Annotated in this window: 18 protein-coding genes; 4 read left to right on the top strand and 14 right to left on the bottom strand. The window is 63.6% G+C overall.

Annotation, left to right across the window (positions count from 1 at the left end; all coding sequences use genetic code 11):
• Window positions 1-52: 52 nt before the first annotated feature.
• Window positions 53-1510, bottom strand: coding sequence for an IMP dehydrogenase (gene guaB / locus J2W94_RS04715; RefSeq protein WP_310090604.1), 1458 nt, complete (start codon window positions 1508-1510; stop codon window positions 53-55).
• A 263-nt stretch (window positions 1511-1773) separates the two neighbouring features.
• On the bottom strand, window positions 1774-2655 hold the full coding sequence (gene folD, locus J2W94_RS04710; protein WP_310090602.1) for a bifunctional methylenetetrahydrofolate dehydrogenase/methenyltetrahydrofolate cyclohydrolase FolD: 882 nt from the start codon (window positions 2653-2655) through the stop codon (window positions 1774-1776).
• Between the two features lie 49 nt (window positions 2656-2704).
• Between folD and J2W94_RS04705 the strand changes: the two genes are divergently transcribed.
• Together J2W94_RS04705 and J2W94_RS04700 are read left to right on the top strand one after the other, a co-directional pair.
• Window positions 2705-3001: a DUF1244 domain-containing protein gene (locus J2W94_RS04705; protein WP_310090599.1), complete on the top strand. Its 297-nt coding sequence runs from the start codon at window positions 2705-2707 to the stop codon at window positions 2999-3001.
• A complete protein-coding gene (locus tag J2W94_RS04700; RefSeq protein WP_310090597.1) occupies window positions 3001-3777 on the top strand; it encodes an alpha/beta hydrolase in 777 nt (258 codons plus the stop codon). The genes J2W94_RS04705 and J2W94_RS04700 overlap by 1 nt, the downstream gene beginning before the upstream one ends.
• On the opposite strand, the gene J2W94_RS04695 is transcribed toward J2W94_RS04700, so the two are convergent.
• The 12 genes from J2W94_RS04695 to ndk form a co-directional block, all read right to left on the bottom strand.
• The gene (locus J2W94_RS04695) at window positions 3774-5621 is read right to left on the bottom strand and encodes a monovalent cation:proton antiporter-2 (CPA2) family protein (protein ID WP_310090594.1); all 1848 of its coding nucleotides are present in this window, start codon (window positions 5619-5621) and stop codon (window positions 3774-3776) included. The genes J2W94_RS04700 and J2W94_RS04695 overlap by 4 nt on opposite strands.
• Before the next feature lie 73 nt (window positions 5622-5694).
• Window positions 5695-6885, bottom strand: a complete 1191-nt coding sequence (locus J2W94_RS04690) for a low temperature requirement protein A (RefSeq protein ID WP_310090592.1) — start codon at window positions 6883-6885, stop codon at window positions 5695-5697.
• Window positions 6886-6919: 34 nt separating this feature from the next.
• Window positions 6920-7171: a hypothetical protein gene (locus tag J2W94_RS04685; protein ID WP_310090590.1), complete on the bottom strand. Its 252-nt coding sequence runs from the start codon at window positions 7169-7171 to the stop codon at window positions 6920-6922.
• 13 nt (window positions 7172-7184) lie between these two features.
• Window positions 7185-8318: a molybdopterin-synthase adenylyltransferase MoeB gene (gene moeB, locus J2W94_RS04680; RefSeq protein WP_310090588.1), complete on the bottom strand. Its 1134-nt coding sequence runs from the start codon at window positions 8316-8318 to the stop codon at window positions 7185-7187.
• Window positions 8319-8485: 167 nt separating this feature from the next.
• Window positions 8486-9703 (bottom strand): molybdopterin molybdotransferase MoeA, encoded by a 1218-nt coding sequence (locus tag J2W94_RS04675; protein ID WP_310090585.1) that lies wholly within the window; start codon window positions 9701-9703, stop codon window positions 8486-8488.
• 23 nt (window positions 9704-9726) lie between these two features.
• On the bottom strand, window positions 9727-11127 hold the full coding sequence (gene der, locus J2W94_RS04670) for a ribosome biogenesis GTPase Der (RefSeq protein ID WP_310090583.1): 1401 nt from the start codon (window positions 11125-11127) through the stop codon (window positions 9727-9729).
• Between the two features lie 157 nt (window positions 11128-11284).
• Complete coding sequence (gene bamB, locus J2W94_RS04665) at window positions 11285-12469, bottom strand: outer membrane protein assembly factor BamB (RefSeq protein ID WP_310090581.1); 1185 nt, start codon at window positions 12467-12469, stop codon at window positions 11285-11287.
• Between the two features lie 11 nt (window positions 12470-12480).
• Window positions 12481-13116: a YfgM family protein gene (locus J2W94_RS04660; RefSeq protein WP_310090579.1), complete on the bottom strand. Its 636-nt coding sequence runs from the start codon at window positions 13114-13116 to the stop codon at window positions 12481-12483.
• 92 nt (window positions 13117-13208) lie between these two features.
• Window positions 13209-14045 (bottom strand): helix-turn-helix domain-containing protein, encoded by an 837-nt coding sequence (locus J2W94_RS04655; protein WP_310090577.1) that lies wholly within the window; start codon window positions 14043-14045, stop codon window positions 13209-13211.
• Window positions 14042-14857, bottom strand: coding sequence for a type IV pilus biogenesis/stability protein PilW (gene pilW, locus J2W94_RS04650; RefSeq protein WP_310090575.1), 816 nt, complete (start codon window positions 14855-14857; stop codon window positions 14042-14044). Before pilW ends, J2W94_RS04655 begins: the two co-directional genes overlap by 4 nt.
• Window positions 14844-15998 (bottom strand): 23S rRNA (adenine(2503)-C(2))-methyltransferase RlmN, encoded by a 1155-nt coding sequence (gene rlmN, locus J2W94_RS04645; RefSeq protein WP_310090573.1) that lies wholly within the window; start codon window positions 15996-15998, stop codon window positions 14844-14846. Before rlmN ends, pilW begins: the two co-directional genes overlap by 14 nt.
• 10 nt (window positions 15999-16008) lie before the next feature.
• Complete coding sequence (gene ndk / locus J2W94_RS04640; RefSeq protein WP_310090570.1) at window positions 16009-16434, bottom strand: nucleoside-diphosphate kinase; 426 nt, start codon at window positions 16432-16434, stop codon at window positions 16009-16011.
• 209 nt (window positions 16435-16643) lie between these two features.
• Between ndk and J2W94_RS04635 the strand changes: the two genes are divergently transcribed.
• Together J2W94_RS04635 and J2W94_RS04630 are read left to right on the top strand one after the other, a co-directional pair.
• Window positions 16644-17270, top strand: a complete 627-nt coding sequence (locus tag J2W94_RS04635; protein WP_310090568.1) for a TetR/AcrR family transcriptional regulator — start codon at window positions 16644-16646, stop codon at window positions 17268-17270.
• A 34-nt stretch (window positions 17271-17304) separates the two neighbouring features.
• Window positions 17305-19692: a 3-hydroxyacyl-CoA dehydrogenase/enoyl-CoA hydratase family protein gene (locus tag J2W94_RS04630; RefSeq protein ID WP_310090566.1), complete on the top strand. Its 2388-nt coding sequence runs from the start codon at window positions 17305-17307 to the stop codon at window positions 19690-19692.
• Window positions 19693-19765: the final 73 nt, after the last annotated feature.

Below are 19765 nucleotides of genomic sequence, written 5' to 3'. Positions count from 1 at the left end.
GTCGCTAGGTTCCCGCCTTCGCGGGAATGACGACTTGTTTATTTCGCGCAGATCAACCCATCCGGTAGTTAGGTGGTTCCTTTGTGATCTGCACGTCATGCACATGGCTCTCGCGCTGCCCGGCACCTGTAATGGTGACGAACTGGGGCTTCTTCTGCATGTCGTCGATGGTGGCGCAGCCCACATAACCCATGGTGGCGCGCAGGCCGCCGACCAGCTGGTGGATGATGTTGCCGACGGATCCGCGATACGGCACGCGGCCTTCGATGCCTTCCGGCACCAGCTTGTCGGCATCGCTCGCATCCTGGAAGTAACGGTCCTTGCTGCCCTTTTCCATCGCGCCCAGGCTACCCATGCCGCGATAGCTCTTGTAGCTGCGACCCTGGAACAGTTCGACTTCGCCCGGCGCTTCCTCGGTACCGGCGAACAAGCCGCCGATCATGACCGTGGCGGCGCCCGCGACGATCGCCTTGCCGATATCGCCCGAATAACGGATGCCGCCATCGGCGATCAGCGGAATGCGGTCCTGCAAGGCTTCGGCCACCATCGACACCGCCGTGATCTGCGGCACGCCGACGCCTGCGACCATGCGCGTGGTGCAGATGGAGCCAGGACCCACGCCGACCTTGACCGCGTCCGCTCCGGCGTCCATCAACGCCAGCGCCGCATCGCCGGTAACGATGTTGCCGCCGATCACCTGCAGCTGCGGGAAACGCTTCTTGATCCAGGCCACGCGATCCAGCACGCCTTGCGAATGGCCGTGCGCGGTATCCACGATGACCACGTCCACGCCGGCCGCCACCAGCGCTTCCACGCGTTGATCGGTATCGCCGCCCACACCCAATGCGGCGCCGACCAGCAGGCGCGTAGCGCTGTCCTTGGCGGCGTTGGGGTTGTCGGTCTTCTTCTGGATGTCCTTGACCGTGATCAGGCCGCGCAACTCGAAGTTGTCGTTGACCACCAGGACCTTCTCGATGCGGTGCTTGTGCAGCAGCTGCACCACTTCGCCATCGCTGGCGCCTTCGCGTACGGTGACCAGGCGATCCTTCTTGGTCATGATGTGGCGGACCGGATCGTCCAGCTTGGCTTCGAAGCGCATGTCCCGGCTGGTGACGATGCCCAGCAACTGGCCGCCTTCGACGACCGGCACGCCGGAGATGTTGCGCGCCCGGGTCAGGGCCAGCACGTCGCCGATGGTGGTCTCCGGACCCACGGTAAAGGGATCCTTGATGACGCCGGCCTCGAATTTCTTGACCTTGGCCACTTCGGCCGCCTGCTGCTCGACGGTGAGATTCTTGTGGATGATGCCGATGCCGCCCAGCTGGGCCATGGCGATGGCCAGGCGGGCTTCGGTAACGGTATCCATGGCCGCGGAGACGATCGGCAGTTTCAACCGCAGGTCGCGCGTCAGGCGCGTGCCGAGGTCGACATCCTTGGGCAGAACAAGGGAATGCGCGGGGACGAGGGAAACGTCGTCGTAGGTAAGAGCTTCAGCCTGGATGCGTAGCATCGGCGGACCCGTTTGGTGGGGAAGCGCGTAATTGTACTATTTCGGCGACTGAAATGTCCCTACGCGGACGATGCAACGAAGTGTTGCGCCCCCTTCTCCCCTCGGGAGAAGGTGCCCGAAGAGCCTGCCCCGTACTTGATACGGGGGCGGATGAGGGTACGGCGGAGTCAGTAGCGCGAGAACAACCAACCGGACTTCGCCGCACCCTCACCCCAACCCCTCTCAGCCTTGCACACCCTTCGGGCGCCGATGGGAGAGGGGCTTTAAGCTGCGGCCTCGGCCGCTTCCAGCGTGTTCTGCATCAGCGTGGCCACCGTCATCGGCCCTACCCCTCCTGGAACCGGAGTGATCCAACTGGCCCGCCTGGCGGCGGCTTCGAAACCCACGTCGCCAACCAGACTGCCGTCCTCCAGCCGATTGATGCCCACGTCGATGACCACCGATCCCGGTTTGACCCATTCCCCCGGAATCAGCCCCGGGCGGCCGGCGGCCACTACCAGAATGTCAGCATCGCGCACCCGCGCCTCCAGCACCGCGGCGGGAGTGAACTTGTGGCAGCTGGTCACCGTGCAACCCGCAATCAGCAGTTCCAGCGCCATCGGCCTGCCCACATGGTTGCTGACGCCGACGATGGTCGCGTTCTGCCCGCGCACCGGCTGGTCGGTATAGCCCAGCAGCGTGGTGATGCCGCGCGGTGTGCACGGGCGCAGGCCGAATTCGCGCAAAGCCAGGTGACCGACGTTCTCGGGATGGAAGCCATCCACGTCCTTGCGCGGGTCGATGCGGTGGATCAAGCGGCTGGCGTCGGAAATGCCGGGCAGCGGCAGCTGCACCAGAATGCCGTGGACCTTGGGGTCGGCGTTGAGCCGGTCGATCAGGGCCAGCAGTTCGCGCTCGGAGGTACCCGCCGGCAGGTCGTGGTCGAAGGCCTCGATGCCCACCTTCTCCGCCGCGCGGCGCTTGTTGCGCACATAGACGGTGGAAGCGGGGTCGCCCCCCACCAGCACCACCGCCAGGCCGGGACGCGGCAGGCCTGCGGCGACGCGGAGGTCGACCTTGGCCTTGAGTTCGTCGAGCAGGTTCTCGGCGATGCGGCGGCCGTCGAGGATGCGGGCGCTGGGGAGGCTGGGAGAAGCAGAGGTCATCGGCGGCGGGGGTGTAAAGTCGTTGGACCCTATTGTCCCCGATTAAGCCATGTCCGACACCACCGAACTCGAAGCCGCCGCCTTCCGCCGGCTGCTGCAGCACCTCAACGTCGAACGCAGCGACGTGCAGAACATCGACCTGATGATCCTGGCCGGCTTCTGCCGCAACTGCCTGTCCGACTGGTACCGTGAAGCGGCCGAAGCCGCCGGCCAGCCGATGAGCAAGGACGAAGCGCGCGAACGCGTGTACGGCATGCCGTTCGCGGAATGGAAGGCGAAGTTCCAGCAGGACGCCACTCCGGAGCAACTGGCCGCATTCGCCCAGGCGCAGCGGCGTCACGGCTGATGGGGATGCTGAAGAAGTCGCTATTCGGAATCGCCGCGCTGCCCGTACTCGCCTACAGCGGCATCTGCGCCCTGCTCTTCTTCAAACAGCGCGATCTGATCTATTACCCGGCCGAGACGCGGATAGCCGTGCAGGAGACGAACTTCAGTCTGGTACACGACGGAATCACCTTGCGCGGCTGGCGATTGAATCCCGACAAAACCAGGGCGGTCATCTACTTCGGCGGCAATGCCGAACGGCTGGAAAGGTCGCGCGTGGAATTCTCCGAGCTATTTCCCGACCGCACGGTCTACCTGGTCTCCTACCGCGGCTACGGCGCAAGCGAAGGCAAACCGGATCAGGCCGCCCTGTTCGGCGACGCGCTGGCGCTTTACGACGAAGTAAGCGAACAGCACCCGGCGGCCATCGCTGTCGTCGGCCGCAGCCTGGGCAGTGGCGTAGCCAGCTATGTCGCCTCGCACCGGCCGGTGGAAAGACTGGCGCTGGTGACCCCGTTCGACAATCTCGCGGCGGTTGCACAGTCTCACTATCCGTGGTTTCCCGTGCGCTGGTTCGTGCGCGACAGCTACGATTCCGTCAGCTACCTAGCGCAATATCGCGGCCCCTTGCTGGTACTGCGCGCCGGCCGCGATGAAGTGATTCCGCCGGCCAATACGGACAAATTGCTGGCTTCGCTGCCAAGCGGACCACAGGTGATCGACTTTCCACAGGCCGGCCACAACGATATCTCGGACGATCCGCGCTACGCCGCGGCCTTGCGCGATTTTCTGCGCTAGCCGGTACGCGAGTCCAAGTCCGGGCTCTTGATCACTTCCGCCGTCTCTTCGTTCAAGGCCTGTCCTTCTCGCTTGGGCGTGGTGAACGGTGTGGGCTTGGGCTTGGGAACATTGCCCAGCATCAAGGGCGCGCCGGCGCGAACATCCCCAGCCGCCATTTCCAGCTCGAAACGCTCGGCATCCCGGCGCCGGATCTCGCTGGCGATGCGCTCGGCTTCTTCTTGTGCGACCCCCAGCTCGACCAGCGCCGCAGCGCCGAAGTCAACAGCGGATTCGAAAGTCTCGCGAATCTGATAATCCACGCCGGCGTTGATCAACTCCAGCGAATGTTCGCGGTCGTACGAACGCACCAGCAGGCGCGCCTGCGAGAATTCCGCCTTGGCCAGCTCGACGATACGATTGGCGGCGATGCGGTCGTCGATGCAGACCGCGATCGCACGCGCCTTGTCGGCGCCGGACGAATGCAGCACGTCCAAGCGCGTGCCGTCGCCGTAATATATCTTGAAGCCAAACTCCTCGGCGCTGCGGATCATCTCGATATCGGTGTCGATGATGGTCACATCCACGTCGCGCGCAAGCAGCGACTGGCTCATGACCTGGCCGAAACGGCCGAAACCGATGATCAGCACGCTGCCGCTGAGCCCGCGCGCCTCGTCGATGCCTTCCAGCGACTCCTGGACCTTCGGCGTCAGGCGTTTGAGCGCGATCACGAACAACGGCGTCAGCACCATCGACAGGACCACGATGGCGGTGAGGTTGGCGTTGACCGTGGCATCGATGACACGGGCCGCCGCCGCCGCGGAGAACAGCACGAAGGCGAACTCGCCGCCCTGCGCCATCAGTACGGCGCGATCCAGCGCCTCCCAATGCGGGCTGTGGGTCGCACGTGCCGCCACGTAGATGCACAGTGCTTTCACCGCCATCATCGCCAGCACGCCGGACGCGATCAACGGCCAGTTGCCCGCCACCACGCCCAAGTCCAGCGACATGCCCACGCTAAGGAAAAACAGACCAAGCAGAATACCGCGGAAGGGTTCGATATCCGCTTCGATCTGGTGCCGGAAGGTGGATTCGGACAGCAGCACGCCGGCCAGGAACGCGCCCATTGCCATCGACAAGCCACCGACCTGCATCAACAACGCCGAACCCAGCACCACCAACAGCGCTGCTGCGGTCATCACTTCGCGCGCCTTGGCGGACGCAAGGATCCGGAACAACGGATTGAGCAGCCAGATGCCCGCCGCGATAAGCCCCGCAAGGCTGGCCACGCCAATGCCGACGCTGATCCACCGCGAGCCATCCGCATGGTCCGGCACCACCGGCGACATGAAGGCGACGACCGCGAGCAGCGGCACGATCAGCAGGTCTTCGAACAGCAGCACCGACACGATCTTCTGCCCGCGCGGCAGCGCTATGTCGCCACGTTCGCCCAAAAGCTGCATGACGATGGCCGTCGAGGTGAGCACGAAACCCGCTGCCCCGACGAACGACACCGGCACGCTGAAACCGTAAGCCAGCCCGACTCCCGTCAACGCAACCGTGCACACCGCAATCTGCAGGCTGCCGAGCCCGAAGATCTGCCGACGCAGGCTCCACAGATGCGAAGGCTGCATCTCCAGCCCGATGACGAACAGGAACATCACCACGCCCAATTCGGCCACATGCAGAATGGATTGCGGGTCGGAGAACCAGCCGAAACCGAAAGGACCGATGAGCAACCCTGCCGCCAAATAGCCCAGCACCGAGCCCAGTCCCAAACGCCGGAAGATGGGTACGGCCACCACAGCGGCGCCGAGCAGGGCGACGACCTTGATCAGGTCACTGGAGACGGCTTCGGTGGCCAAATTGGATGTCCTGCGGCGGGCATTACAGGTTAACCGCTGTCAGCGGCGATTCCGAGTCCGGGCGCTGCAGCTTTCATGGTGCCGTACGCGACATCCGACGCAGGGCGATGCTTTCCCAGGCGGCGACCAGGATCATCACGCTGGTGGTAGCGGCGCCCAGGGCCAGTGCCGACAGCTGGTGCGCGAATGCGAAGGGCGCCAACACCGCCAACAACGAAAGCCCCATCAGGTGCGACAACGGCGGCAGCTTGCGGTCGTTCGATGTCCATTTGAACAAGGCATTGCCCAGCAGATACAGCGCCGGTCCGACCAGGATGACGGCGATACCCATGGTCTCGGCGTGTCCCGGATGCACCAGCACGATTTCATCGGCCACGGCGCAGACGATGATGCCGGCGATGATCAACAGATGCATATACGTGTAGGCGAGCCGGGCGATGCGCCCCGGATCGTCGGAATGCGCGATGCGGTGGCTGGCGCGCTCGGCGGCAGTATCGAAGTACATCCACCACATCGCCACGCTGCCCAAAAAGGAAACCAGGAAAGCGGCTGCCGCGATGTTGGTGCCGGGCAGTCCCGCGAAGGTGGCCCCGGTCACCAGGATGGATTCGCCCAGCGCGATGATCACGAACAGCCCGCAGCGTTCTGCCATGTGGCTGCCATCCACATCCCATTCGGCGGTGGTCGAATGCCCCAGTCCTGGCACCCAAAAGCTAACCGACGGAGACACATACTCGATCGCGATCGCTACCAGCCACAAACCGGTGCGCAACGCGCCCTGCTCGAAGCCGCCCCACAGCCAGAACACTGCGGAAGCCAGAAACCAGATCAGGATGCGCAGAAAATTACGCGACTGCGCGGCCCCTTCCCCGCGCAAGGCCCAGAGCATGAACAAATTGCGGCCGACTTGCATCGCTGCGAAGGCGCAAGCGAACAGCAAGCCTTTTTCGCCGAACGCATCCGGTATGGAAGACGACATCAACAGCCCGCCCAACATCAGCGCGAACAGCATGACCCGCACCGGCACTTTCTCTGGATCCAGCCAATTGGTGACCCAAGAGGTGAATATCCACAACCACCAAACCGCCATCAGTAGCATCAGCGTATGCAGCGCGCCAATCGGCGTTTGCTGCGCCAGCAGACCGTGCGACAACTGGGTGACGGCGAAAACGAACACCAGATCGAAGAACAACTCGACCATGGAAACCTTGCCGCTGTCGTGCTGGCCGCGCTTGCGCAGCAACGAACGGGAATGAGCGTTCACTTTGGCGATCCCCCTTCCAAACGGTAGTCCGACTTCAACGGCCGCGACTCTTCCACGCCAGCATCCATGCGCCCAGCACGGGTATGGCGAAGATGCCTATTTGGATGGGCAGCTCTTCCTGCAGCGAATATCCATGCGACATGCCGGTGTACAGATTCCACAACGTCGCCAATAACCATACAGCGGTGAATAGCCAAGCGGTGGTCGTGCGCTTGACTGGCTTGGTCAGCCACATGGCCAACGCCATGACCACCAGACCGATCACGATGAGCAAAAGGGTACGCATGGTCTACTCCGGATCAAGCCCCACAGAATTTTTGATAATCGATATAGCCGGGGAACGGCTTGCCCGGCGCGCAAACCGCGCACTCCGGATCCGGCCGCAGCCGCATTTCACGGAAACGCATCGCCAGTGCGTCGAAATGCAGCAATCGTCCGCGCAGTGGTTCGCCGATGCCAAGCAATAGTTTGATGGCTTCGGTGGCCTGCAGCAGCCCGATCACGCCAGGCAATACGCCCAGCACGCCGGCCTCGGCGCAATTGGGCGCGAACTCCGCTGCCGGCGGCTCAGGGAACAGGCAGCGGTAGCACGGCGCCTGTCCGCGATGGCGTCCGGCGTCGAACACACTGACCTGCCCTTCGAAACGCTGCACCGCGCCGTACACCAGCGGTTTTCCCAGCTTCACGCAGGCGTCGTTGAGCAGGTAACGGGCCGGGAAATTGTCGGCGCCGTCGATCACCACGTCCACGTCGGCCAGCAGGCGTTCGACATTGCCGGCGACGACGCGCTCGGCGACCGCTTCCAATCGCGTGCGCGGATTCAACGCGGACAGCGCCGTCCGCGCCGAAGCGACTTTCGCTTCGCCGATCCGCGCCTCGGTGTGCAGGATCTGGCGCTGAAGGTTGCTGCGGTCCACCACATCGTCATCGGCGATACGCAAATGGCCAACTCCCGCCGCCGCCAGATAGAACGCAGCCGGAGATCCCAACCCGCCGGCGCCGATCATAAGCACCCGCGAAGCCTCCAGCTTGCGCTGTCCTTCTACGCCTACTTCCGGCAAGCGCAGATGGCGCGAGTAGCGATCCATGAAATCGGCGGCGTCCGCATCTAGCTGCGGCTTGACCACCGGCAAACCCTCGGAGATCCAGCGCGTGGTGCCTCCGGCGACCGAAGACAGATTCCGATACCCGGCCTCGCTGAGGAAAGCGGCCGATTGCATCGAGCGCGCGCCGCTCTGGCAGATCAGCAGGATCTCCGTGGCGCGTTCCGGCAGATGCAGGCCAGGATCGGCTTCGAGCTCGGCTTTGGCGATGCCCAGCGAACCTTCGGCCTGTCCGCTCGCGCGCTCGTGCGCCTCGCGGACGTCGATCAGGACCGCACCATGCGCCTGGCGCTGACGGGCTTGTGCGGGGGTGATTTCGGAAATCGGCATGGAGGGATTATCGCGCTGTTTGCGCTTTCCTTCTCCCTCCGGGAGAAGGTGGCGCGAAGCGACGGATGAGGGCGGGACAATCACTGACTAGTGAACCTTCACATGACCTGAAAGTCCATTCCCTCATCCGCCCTCCGGGCACCTTCTCCCGGTGGGAGAAGGAAAAACTAGTAAACCAGCACTTCCACCACGCTGCCGATCGGGAATTCCTGCGCCCCCTCCCCCAAAACGATCAACACATCGCTGTCGGCCGCCGCACGCAGGCGGTGGGAAGCATCTGCGCTGTTGGGCGCTACGCCAAGCACGCCGTCCTGTCCGTACTGAAGGCGCCCACGCAAGAACTCCAGACGCTCGTGCGATTTATTCCACGACGCTGTGAGCCGGGCGAAACGCTTTGCGCGCGGCTCCGCCCTGCCCTGCAGACCGTCCAATAGTCTGCGGCCCAGAGTGAGAAAAGTCGCGAGCACCGAAACCGGATTGCCGGGCAAGCCCAAGAACAGCGCCTGATCCAGATTTCCGAAAAGCACCGGCATGCCCGGTTTCATTTTCACTTTCCAGAAATGGATTCCGCCCTGCGCGGCCAGCAACGCAGGCAGGTGGTCCTTCTCGCCGGCGGAAACGCCGCCGCAGGTGATGACCAGGTCGAAAGCCGAGGCCGCATCGCGCAGCGCGGTTTCGATGCGGGCAGGATCGTCCGGCAAGGTCGGCCACGCGACCGGTTCCAGTCCCTCGGCGCGGAGCAGACCCATCAGCAGTTCGCGGTTGCTGTTGTAGATCTGCCCAGGAAGCAGCGGCAGCCCCGGTTCCACCAGTTCATCGCCGGTCGTGAACACCGCGACCGTGGGACGCTGCGAGACCTCCAGCTCGGCCACGCCCAGCGCGGCCGCCAGACTGACGCGGGCGGGAAACAGGACCGAGCCTGCGCCAAGCACCACCTCGCCGACCCGCACGTCTTCGCCGGCGCGGCGAATGTCGGCGCCAGCCGCCACGCCTGCCGGCACCGTCAGCAAGCCATCGCGTTCGTGCGTCTCTTCCTTGATGACGACCGTATCGGCGCCTTCCGGAAGCGGCGCACCGGTGGTGATGCGAATGCATTGACCGGACTGCAGCGCCTGGTCCAGCAGCGGTCCTGCGAACTGCGCGCCGACGATGCGCAACTCCGTGCCGCTTTCCGGATTCAAATCGGCATGGCGCAGCGCGAAGCCGTCCATCCGGCTGTTGTCGAAGGCCGGCAGACTGATGGATGCGGTGAGATCCTGGGCCAGGATGCGTCCGTCCACGCGTTTGATCGCCAGCCGCTCGTGGGCCAGCCGGCGTTCGCTGGCGATATGGTCGACGATGCGCGAGGCGTCGTCGTAGCTGATGCGTGTGGGAAAGCCGCCCATCGTCTCGCTATCGGATGCCGCGCTTATTTGCCGCGTTTGACGTGCCGGATCAAGCGGCGCTTCTTGGCTACCTGCTTGTCGGTCAGCACGTTCTTCTTGCCTTCGTACGGATTCACCGAATCCTTGAAGATGAAGCGCACCGGCGTCCCCACCATCTTGAAGCGCTTGCGGAAGAAGTTCTCCAGGTAGCGCTTGTACGACTCCGGCAAATTCTTCAGCCGCGTGCCATGCACCACGAAGGTCGGCGGATTGAGGCCGGCCGGATGCGCGAACCGCAATTTCGGCGCGCTACCGCGAACGGCAGGCGGTGGATTGGTTTCATAGGCCACTTCGATGGCCTTGGTCACTTCGCTGGTGCCGTGTTCCTTGGTGGCCGAGGCATGCGCGCGGTGGATGGCGCGGAACAGCTCGCGCAACCCCGAACCGTGCTTGGCGGAAATGCGGACGTTCTCGGCCCATTCCACGAAATTCAGTTTGCGCGACAGCAGCGATTCGGTCTGCTCGCGCTGGTAGGTCTCCAGGCCGTCCCACTTGTTCACCGCGATCACCAGCGCGCGACCAGCGTCCAGGATGGCGCCCAGCACGGTGGCATCCTGGTCGGTCACGCCTTCGGTGGCGTCCAGCATCAGCACCGCGACCTGGCATTGCTCGATCGACTGCAGCGTCTTGATGATGCTGAAGATTTCGACCGCTTCCTCGACCTTGGATTTGCGGCGCAGGCCGGCGGTATCGACCAGCCGGTACTGGCGTCCGTCCCGCTCCATGTCCACGGAAATGGAATCGCGGGTGGTGCCCGGCACTTCGGAAGCGATCATGCGCTCTTCGCCGAGCAGGCGATTGAACAAAGTCGACTTGCCGACGTTGGGACGGCCAACGAAGGCGATACGTACGCGCGCTGGATCGTTGTCCAGGACCGCGGTAGTGCCTACCTCTGGAACGCGTTTCTGCACTTCTTCCAATAGCTCGTCGATGCCCTGACGATGCGCGGCCGAAACGGTGATGACGTCGTTGAAGCCGTAGCGCGAGAACTCCGAGATCGCCGTGGATTCCTCCAGGCCGTCGATCTTGTTGATCACCAGCAAGGTCGGGCGTGCGGTCTTGCGCAGCCAGGTCAGGATGTCGTCGTCGAGCGTCGACGCGCCTTCGCGGCCGTCGACGATGAACAGGACCAGGTCCGCCTCTTCGGCCGCGGCACGCGCCTGGCGTGCCGTCGCACCTGCAAGGCCTTCCTCTTCGCCGGCGATGCCGCCGGTGTCCACCACCATGAACGGTTTGTCCTCGTCCAGGCGGCAGATGCCGTAGTTACGGTCGCGGGTCACTCCCGGCTGGTCGTGGACCAACGCGTCGCGGCTGCGCGTGAGTGCATTGAAGAGCGTCGATTTGCCCACATTGGGGCGGCCGACCAGTGCGACGAGGGGAAGCATATTAAGAAGCCGGAGAAGAAAAATGGAGATTGCTGGCCTGCGCGGCAGGCTTTGCGGACAGGATTATCTCCTATTCGGCAGCTCGGCATGGCCGATACAAGAAAAGCGCACCAGCGTGCGCTTTTTTCCCGCTGCCGGCCAAGGCTGGCGGGCCGAGTTATTGCAGGCGGAACGCGCTCAATTCGCCTTCGACGTTCTGCACCAGCAGGATCCCGTCGGCCACCACCGGTTTGGCGCGCACGGCCTTGCCGCCAACGCGTTCACGGGCGGCTTCTTGTCCGTTGTCCAACCGCAGCCAGTGCACGTAGCCGTCGAAATCGCCGACCACCGCGAAATCGCCCTGCACCGTGGGCGCTGTCAGCGAACGACGGGCCAGCGACGTATTGGACCAGAGCGGGGCACCCGAGGCCTTATCCAGCGCCCAGACCGAACCGGCCGGGTCGGAAACGATCACGTTGCCCGAGGACAAGCCCAGACCACCCGGTCCGCCATTATCGCGGCTCCACAAAGGACGGCCGCTGGGACCGTCGATGGCGACAGTTTCCTTCTTGAAACTGGTGGCATAGACCGTGGTGCCGTCGAGTACCGGCGCACCGTCGACATCAGCCATCCGTTCCAGCTCGGTACGTCCCTCGGGTACGCCGATCACCTGGTTCCACAGCGGACGCCCATCGTTCAGGCCCATGGCGGAAAGGGTGCCGTCGTCGTTGCCGACGAAGACGATGCCGGGGGCCAGGGTTACCGGCGCATTGCCGCGAACGCTCAGACTGGGAAGATCATGGTTGGAGAACCAACGGCGCTCGCCAGTGGCCGCATCGAAAGCCGACACGCGGCCATCGTTGGATCGCACCAGCACTAGGCCCTGCCCGATGGCAGGCGCAGCGATCACTTCGTTGGGAACCTTGGCCTGCCACTTCTCGGCGCCGGTGGCCGCATCCAGCGCGATCACCTTGCCATCCAGCGAACCAACGACCACCAGACCGTCGCCGGCCCCGGGACCGCCCGCCAAGCGTTCTTCGGACTTGTATTGCCACACGCTCTTGCCGGTCTGCAAGTCGAAGGCGCGCACGCCGCCCTCGACGGCTGCGGCATAGACGCGACCGTCCGCCACCGCGGGACCCTGGTGAACACCCAAGCGATCTTCGCCCTTGCCCGCGTTGGCGCTCCACAACTTGGAAACCGTGGCGGTGGCGGTGAAGTCGACCAGTTCCGCCGGCTCGGTGGGCTTGCCGTCGTCCTTGCCCTTGCCGCCGAACCAACCCTTGACCGTACTGCAGCCGGACAGCACCACTGCCAGGACCGCGATCGCCATAATGCGTTTGAACATAATACGTTCGAGCATGAAAACCGGCCTCATGAAGTTGGTTGCGCGGGCTTGGGCGGAGTGCCGCCCAAATCGCTGAGTTTCAGCTCGACCAGACGACGTTGCGGCGCAGCCACATCCATCCCGGTCAGAGCTTTCAAATAAGTGTCGCGCGCCTGATCGCGCTTGCCCGTGGCCAGCAACGCGTCGCCGCGCGCCTCCAGGCTGGCGCTGTCGGCAGCGTCGCCCAGGATTTTCAGGGCTTCTTCGCCCTTGCCCGCGTCGGTCAGCAGCCTGGAGAGACGTAGATCGACCAGTGATTGCAGCGTCTGATCCGCCTTGATGCCGCGAAGCGTGGCGATGGCCGCTTCCGCCTGTCCGGCGTCGACCTGGGCCTTGGCCAGCCGCAACGCGGCCAGGTTCGCATAGGCGTTGCCGTCTTCCAGCTTCCCGACTTCGGCCTGGGCTTTCTTGAGATCGGCCGTGCCGATGCTATCCAATGCGGACTGGTAACTCACATTGGCCTGTTCGGCCTGCTGGACCTGGCGCTTCTGCCACCACTGCCAGCCAAAAATCACCGCGAGTCCCAAGGCTATGCCGCCGATCAATCCGGCGCCGTTGTTTTTCAGCCAATTGCGGACGCGCTCGCTTTGTTCGTGCTCGTCGAGCAGATCGTCGATCGCCATGCGTACTCTCGCCCCGTCTAGGCGGGGTCTTCGGTTCGGGGTTGGACAGGGTGTCTGTTGGAAGCTTATCTGTTGGGGCCAGCGCGCGCTGGTCAGTCAGCGACCGGCGCGAGGGAACCATCAGAGGATACCGCAAAGCGCGCAATGTTCGCTCGCTTGTACGGCGTCAGGTCCACCGTACTACCTGCTTGCTGAACCTCGACCGCCGCCGCGTTGCCCAGCACGACGCGCCCGACTTCTCCGCTGCGGAAACTGCGTTCCTCGCCGGCTTTGAGCAGCCCGTACTCGAGGTTGGCGCCATCCGGCGCATCGATCTGCACCCAGCTGTCGCCGGTCATGCGCAGGCTCAACCCATTGGCGCCGTTACGCGGCAGAGGCGTCAGCGACGCGACATATGGCGCAGCTTGCGCACCGGCAATGGACGGCGACGGCCTGTCCGCACCGGCACTCTGCCCAGCCGATGCGGCAGGTGCAGGCACGACATCCAGCGAAGCAGTGGTCTGGGAAGAACCTTTCAGATGCGATTGGGTGGCCACCCAGACCGGCACCGCGATCGCCGCGGTGATGACTACATAGACCGCGCGGCGCGCGACGCTTTCCAGCACCCGTTGGTAACGCGGGGTGTGGCTGCGGCTGACCAGGTCCGCCGGGCGCACACCCTGCAGATCGACGCGTTCCAGGTACGGCTCGATGTCGACCTTGAGCAACTTGGCGTAGCTGCGCAGCTGGCCGCGCAGGAATACCGGCGCCCCCAGCACCTGCCAGTTCTCTTCTTCCAATGCCTGCACTACACGGACAGGCATCCTCAACTGGCTGCCTACCTCCTGCAGACTCAGTCCCGCACGCTCGCGTGCCTGGCGCAGGACGGACCCGCAGCCTTCGGCGTAACGACCCGCGGACGGCAGGTCCAGTGGTGTCTGGTCAGTCATGGTCTCGATTTTTCCCCAGGGTTCGCGGTAACCACTTCGGGGAACTCCGCCCGTAACCGCTGAACATATCGGCTGGCGGCGGCCTTGTCGCCCAGCTTCTCTTCTATCCCAGCCGCCAGTTGTAGCACGGCTACGGTGGCGGGTGCAGCAGCCAATCTTCGTTCTGTGAACGCTCTCGCTTCAAAATAGCGACCACGACGGTATTCGCTCTCGGCCAGGGAGGCTAGCGCATAGGCGTTTTGCGGGGCTATTGAGAGCGCTTTGCGCAAATCGCGGTCGGCGCGGTCGTACTGACCGGTCTTCAACGCGCACCCTCCGGCATTGGCCAGCGCCGACTCCGGGCTGCCGTATCCGGGCGCCGCCAGGGCGCGGTCGAACCAGACCAAGGACTCCGCAGGAAAGCCATTGCCGCACAACCAAGCCCCGTAGTTGTTGAGCACCCCGCCTTGCTTGGGCGCCACCTCGGCGGCTCGTTTGTAGTAATCGCCCGCCTGGGTTTCGGCTCCCTTACGGTCTGCAATGACGGCCAGCAAGGTCAAAGCGTCAGCGGACGAAGGGCTTGCCTTCAGCGCCGCCGTGGCCTCGGCCTCGGCCGACTTGAGATCACCTGCCCGCAACCGCTGCTCGGCCAAACTCAGCCTGCGCTCCAATGCCATTCGCTGGGTGGTCTTGGCGTTATCGGCAACGTGGTAATCCGGGGCCACCCATTCGGCGCCTTGCTCCTTGATGGCCGGCTCCATAAAGGCCCGGCATCCGGTGAACAACGGCAGCAGTACGACCAGCGCGGCGAATGCAGCACTACGCAGCCGCATCATCGATTCCTTGCGACTGCAAATGCAGGCGGAATTCGGCCTGGCGCCGGGTGCGATCGACCACCTGCCCCTTCAGCTGCCCGCAGGCCGCGTCGATGTCGTCGCCCCGGGTGCGCCGCACCATCGTCAGTACCTGCGCATCCAGCAGGATCTTCTGGAACGCACGGATGTCCGCCTCGGTGCTGCGCTCATAGCGCGTGCCCGGGAACGGATTGAAGGGAATCAGATTGACCTTGCCCGCGTCCTTCGACTGCACCGTGTTGTCGAACTGGCGCATCAGGCGCGCCAGTTCGCGGGCATGTTGTGGCTGGTCGTTGACGCCGCGCATCATGGTGTATTCGAAAGTCACCGAATCGCGCTTCTTGTTGTGCTGCACATAACGCGCGCACGCAGCCATCAGTTCGGCGATCGGATATTTCTTGTTCAACGGGACCAATTCCGTGCGCAGCTCGTCGTTGGCCGCATGCAAGGACACCGCAAGCGATACGTCGGACTCGACCGAAAGACGGTCGATCATCGGCACCATGCCCGCGGTGGAAAGCGTCACTCGCTTGTTGGCCAGGCCGTAGCCCAGGTCGTCGCGCATCACGCTCATCGCACGCACGACGTTCTCGAAATTCATCAACGGCTCGCCCATGCCCATCATCACCACGTTGGTGAGTTTGCGCTGCAGATGCGGCACATTGCCCAAGTGGCGTGCCGCCACCCAGACCTGGCCGATGATCTCGGCAGTGGAAAGATTGCGGTTGAAGCCTTGGGTGGCGGTCGAACAGAACTGGCAGTTCAGCGCGCAACCCACTTGCGAGGAAACGCAAAGCGTGCCGCGGCCTTTGTCGGGAATGAACACCGCCTCGATGGAATTCTTGCCGTCCATGCCCAACAGCCACTTGTGGGTGCCGTCGGCGGAGGGCTTTTCGAACTGTATCTGCGGAACCACGACCTCGGCATGTTGCTGCAGCTTCGCGCGCAGCGCCTTGCCGAGGTCGGTCATGGCATCGAAATCGGTGACATAACGGTGATGGATCCACTTCATCACCTGATGGGCGCGGTAGCGCTGTTCGCCGAGGGTATCGGCGAAGAAGCGCTCCAGCCCCTCGCGATCGAGGTTGAGCAAGTTCTGTTTCTTGGCGACCTCGTTCACGGCATCGATCTCAGCGCGCGACCACTTCGGTCGCGGCGAAAAAGTAAGCCACTTCCACTGCGGCGTTCTCCACCGAATCGGAACCGTGCGCGGCATTGGCGTCGATCGAATCGGCGAAGTCGGCGCGGATCGTGCCCGGTGCCGCATCCTTCGGATTGGTGGCGCCGAGCAGCTCGCGATGCAAAGCCACGGCGTTCTCGCCTTCCAGCGCCTGGATCATCACCGGGCCGGAGATCATGAAATCGACGAGTGCATTGAAGAACGGACGTTCGCGGTGCACGGCGTAGAAACCTTCCGCTTCACGACGCGACAACTGCTTGTACTTGGCGGCCACGATCTTCAGGCCGGCTTTTTCGAAACGCGAATAAATCTCGCCGATCACGTTCTTGGCGACGGCATCGGGTTTGACGATTGACAGGGTGCGCTCCAGCGCCATGGATTTTCTCCGTTGGGTGGGCCACTGCGGACCCGAGGTTAACATGAAAAACCCGCGTCGAAACGCGGGCTTAGACTAAAAAGCGTAGTGGAATTCTAACGTATCGGAAGCACATTTGCAGCGGCCCATACGCCATCTGCTGCGATGCAGCATGACTTCCAAAGCCGCCAAGCACAAAATCAAACAAGCGTTTGATTACCGAGAGCCTTATGGCCAACACCACCCACTTCTCCACCAAGGACCGGATCCTGGGCGCCGCCGAGGAACTGTTCGCCCAGCATGGCTTCGCCGGCACCTCGCTGCGCCAGGTCACCAGCCGTGCCGACGTCAACATCGCCGCGGTCAACTATCACTTCGGCTCGAAGGAGAACCTGGTCAACGAGGTCTTCCGTCGGCGCATGGACGACATGACCGCGCTGCGCCTGAGCCAGCTAAAAACCGCTTTAGAACAACACCCCGGGGAGCTTCGGCCGGTGCTGGCCGCGTTCGTGGAACCCGCACTGGCGATGTCACAGGACCGTCATGGCGGCGGCGCCTTCGTGCGCGTGGTCGCACGCGCCTACGCGGAAAAGAACGATGGCCTGCGCAAGTTCCTCTCCGACCACTACGGCCACGTGCTGCGCGAGTTCGGCAAGGCGATCGCCACTTGCGTGCCTGGCCTGAGCAAAGAAGAGCTGTACTGGCGGCTCGACTTCCTGGCCGGCGCGCTTACCTACGCCATGGCCGACTTCGGTCTGATCAAGCGTCCCGCCGATGTCACCGAAGCGGCGCACCGTGAGCGTGCCGCCCGTGAATTGATCCGCTTCGCGGAAGCTGGAATCCGCGCCGGAAACTGAATAATTTTAATTAATAAACAAGGGCTTATATAATATGTCTAACAAATTACTTGTACGCAAAGTCGCCGTGCTCGGAGCCGGGGTCATGGGTGCGCAGATCGCTGCGCACCTGACCAACGCCGGCGTGGACACCGTGCTGTTCGACTTGCCTGCGAAAGAAGGGAACCCAGACGGTGTGGTGCTCAAGGCCATCGCCAACCTGAGCAAGCTCAGCCCCGCCCCGCTGGCCAGCAAAGCATTGGCCGAAGCCATCACGCCGGCTAACTACGGCACGCCTGATGACAGCAGCGGCCTGGAACAGCTGCGCGGTTGCGACCTGATCATCGAAGCCATTGCCGAGCGCATGGACTGGAAGCAGGACCTGTACAAGAAGATCGCCCCGTTCGTGGCCGACCATGCGGTGCTGGCCAGCAACACTTCGGGCCTGGGCATCAACGCCCTTTCCGATGTGCTGCCGGAACAGCTGCGCCACCGCTTCTGCGGCGTGCATTTCTTCAACCCGCCGCGCTACATGCACCTGGCCGAACTGATCCCGACCAAGGTCACCGATACCGCCGTGCTGGAAGGCCTGGAAGGTTTCCTGGTCACCACCTTGGGCAAAGGCGTGGTCTACGCCAAGGACACGCCCAACTTCATCGGCAATCGCATCGGCGTTTTTTCCATCCTGGCCAGCATCCATCACACCGCCGAGTTCGGCCTGGGTTTCGATGAAGTGGATGCCGTCAGCGGCCCGCTGATCGGGCGTCCGAAGTCGGCGACCTACCGGACTTCCGATGTGGTCGGCCTGGACACCATGGCCCATGTCATCAAGACCATGGGCGACACCTTGCCCAACGATCCGTGGCACAAGTACTTCGCCGCGCCCAAATGGCTGGGAGCGCTGATCGCCAAGGGCGCTTTGGGACAGAAGACCGGCGCCGGCATCTTCCGCAAGGTCGGTAAGGACATCGTAGTGCTCGACCTGAAGGCCCAGGACTATCGCCCGTCGACCGGCCTCGCCGCGCCGGAAGTCGTCGAGATCCTGAAGCTCAAGAACCCAGCGGAAAAGTTCGCCAAACTGCGCGAAAGCCAACACCCCCAGGCGCAGTTCCTGTGGGCCACCTTCCGCGACCTGTTCCACTACAGCGCCTACCACCTGGCCGATATCGCCGAGACAGCGCGCGATGTCGATCTCGCCATCCGCTGGGGCTACGGCTGGGCGCTGGGCCCGTTCGAGACCTGGCAGGCGGCCGGCTGGAAACAGGTGGCGCAATGGATCGCCGACGACATCGTCGCTGGCAAGACCATGAGCTCCGCGCCGTTGCCCAACTGGGTATTCGACGGTCGCGAAGGCGTGCACGCCGCCGAGGGCAGCTACAGCCCGGTCAAGAACGCCAAACTGCCGCGCTCTTCCCTGCCCGTCTACCAGCGCCAGCGTTTCCCGGACCCGCTGCTGGGCGAGAAATTCCCGGCCGGCGACACCGTATTCGAGAACGATGGCCTGCGTATGTGGACCGACGGCGACGGCATCGCGGTGGTCGGCTTCAAGACCAAGATGAACACCGTCAACGACCACGTGCTCAACGGCCTGCAGGAAGCGGTGGGCCGCGCCGAGCGGGACTTCAAGGGGCTGGTGCTGTGGCAGAACAGCGAGCCGTTCTCCGCCGGCGCCGATCTTTCCGGCGCCATGGGTTTGTTGCAAGCCGGCGATGTGAAAGGTTTCGAGGCCATGGTCGCCAACTTCCAGGCCACCAGCCAACGCATCAAGTATTCGCTGGTGCCTGTAGTGGCCGCGGTGCGCGGCCTCGCGCTCGGCGGCGGCTGCGAATTCCAGATGCACAGCGCCAAGACCGTGGCGGCGTTGGAAAGCTATACGGGACTGGTGGAAGCAGGCGTCGGCCTGTTGCCCGCAGGCGGCGGCCTGAAAGAGATTGCGGTGCGCGCCTCGCAAGCGGCAGGTGCGGGCGGCGATGTGTTCGCCGAACTGAAGAAGACTTTCGAGACCGTGGCGATGGCCAAAGTGTCCGCTTCGGCGATGGAAGCGCAGGAACTCGGCCTGATGCGCCGAACCGACAAGATCGTGTTCAACGCCTTCGAGCTGCTGTACGTGGCCAAGCAGGAAGCGCTGGCGCTGGCCGAAAGCGGCTACCGCCCGCCCCTGCCCGCGCGCCGCGTCCAGGTCGCCGGCGATGTCGGCATCGCCACTTTCAAAATGATGCTGGTGAACATGCTGGAAGGCCGCTTCATCAGCGAATACGACTATGAAATAGCCGTGCGCATCGCCACCGTTCTGTGCGGCGGCGCTGTGGACCGCGGATCGCTGGTCGACGAGGAATGGTTGCTGAATCTCGAGCGCCAGCACTTCGTGGAACTGGCGCAACAGGAAAAGACCCAGGCGCGCATCGGCCACATGCTGAAGACCGGCAAGCCGCTTAGAAACTGAGATTCGGGAAACGGGATTCGGGATTCGTGAAAGCGAAGCCCGAATCCCTGCACTACCGAATCCCAATCCCGAA

The organism is Pseudoxanthomonas sacheonensis, from assembly GCF_031455975.1.
GTDB classification, from domain to species: Bacteria; Pseudomonadota; Gammaproteobacteria; order Xanthomonadales; family Xanthomonadaceae; genus Pseudoxanthomonas_A; species Pseudoxanthomonas_A sacheonensis_A.
This window is presented reverse-complemented; position numbering and strand designations above follow the sequence as displayed.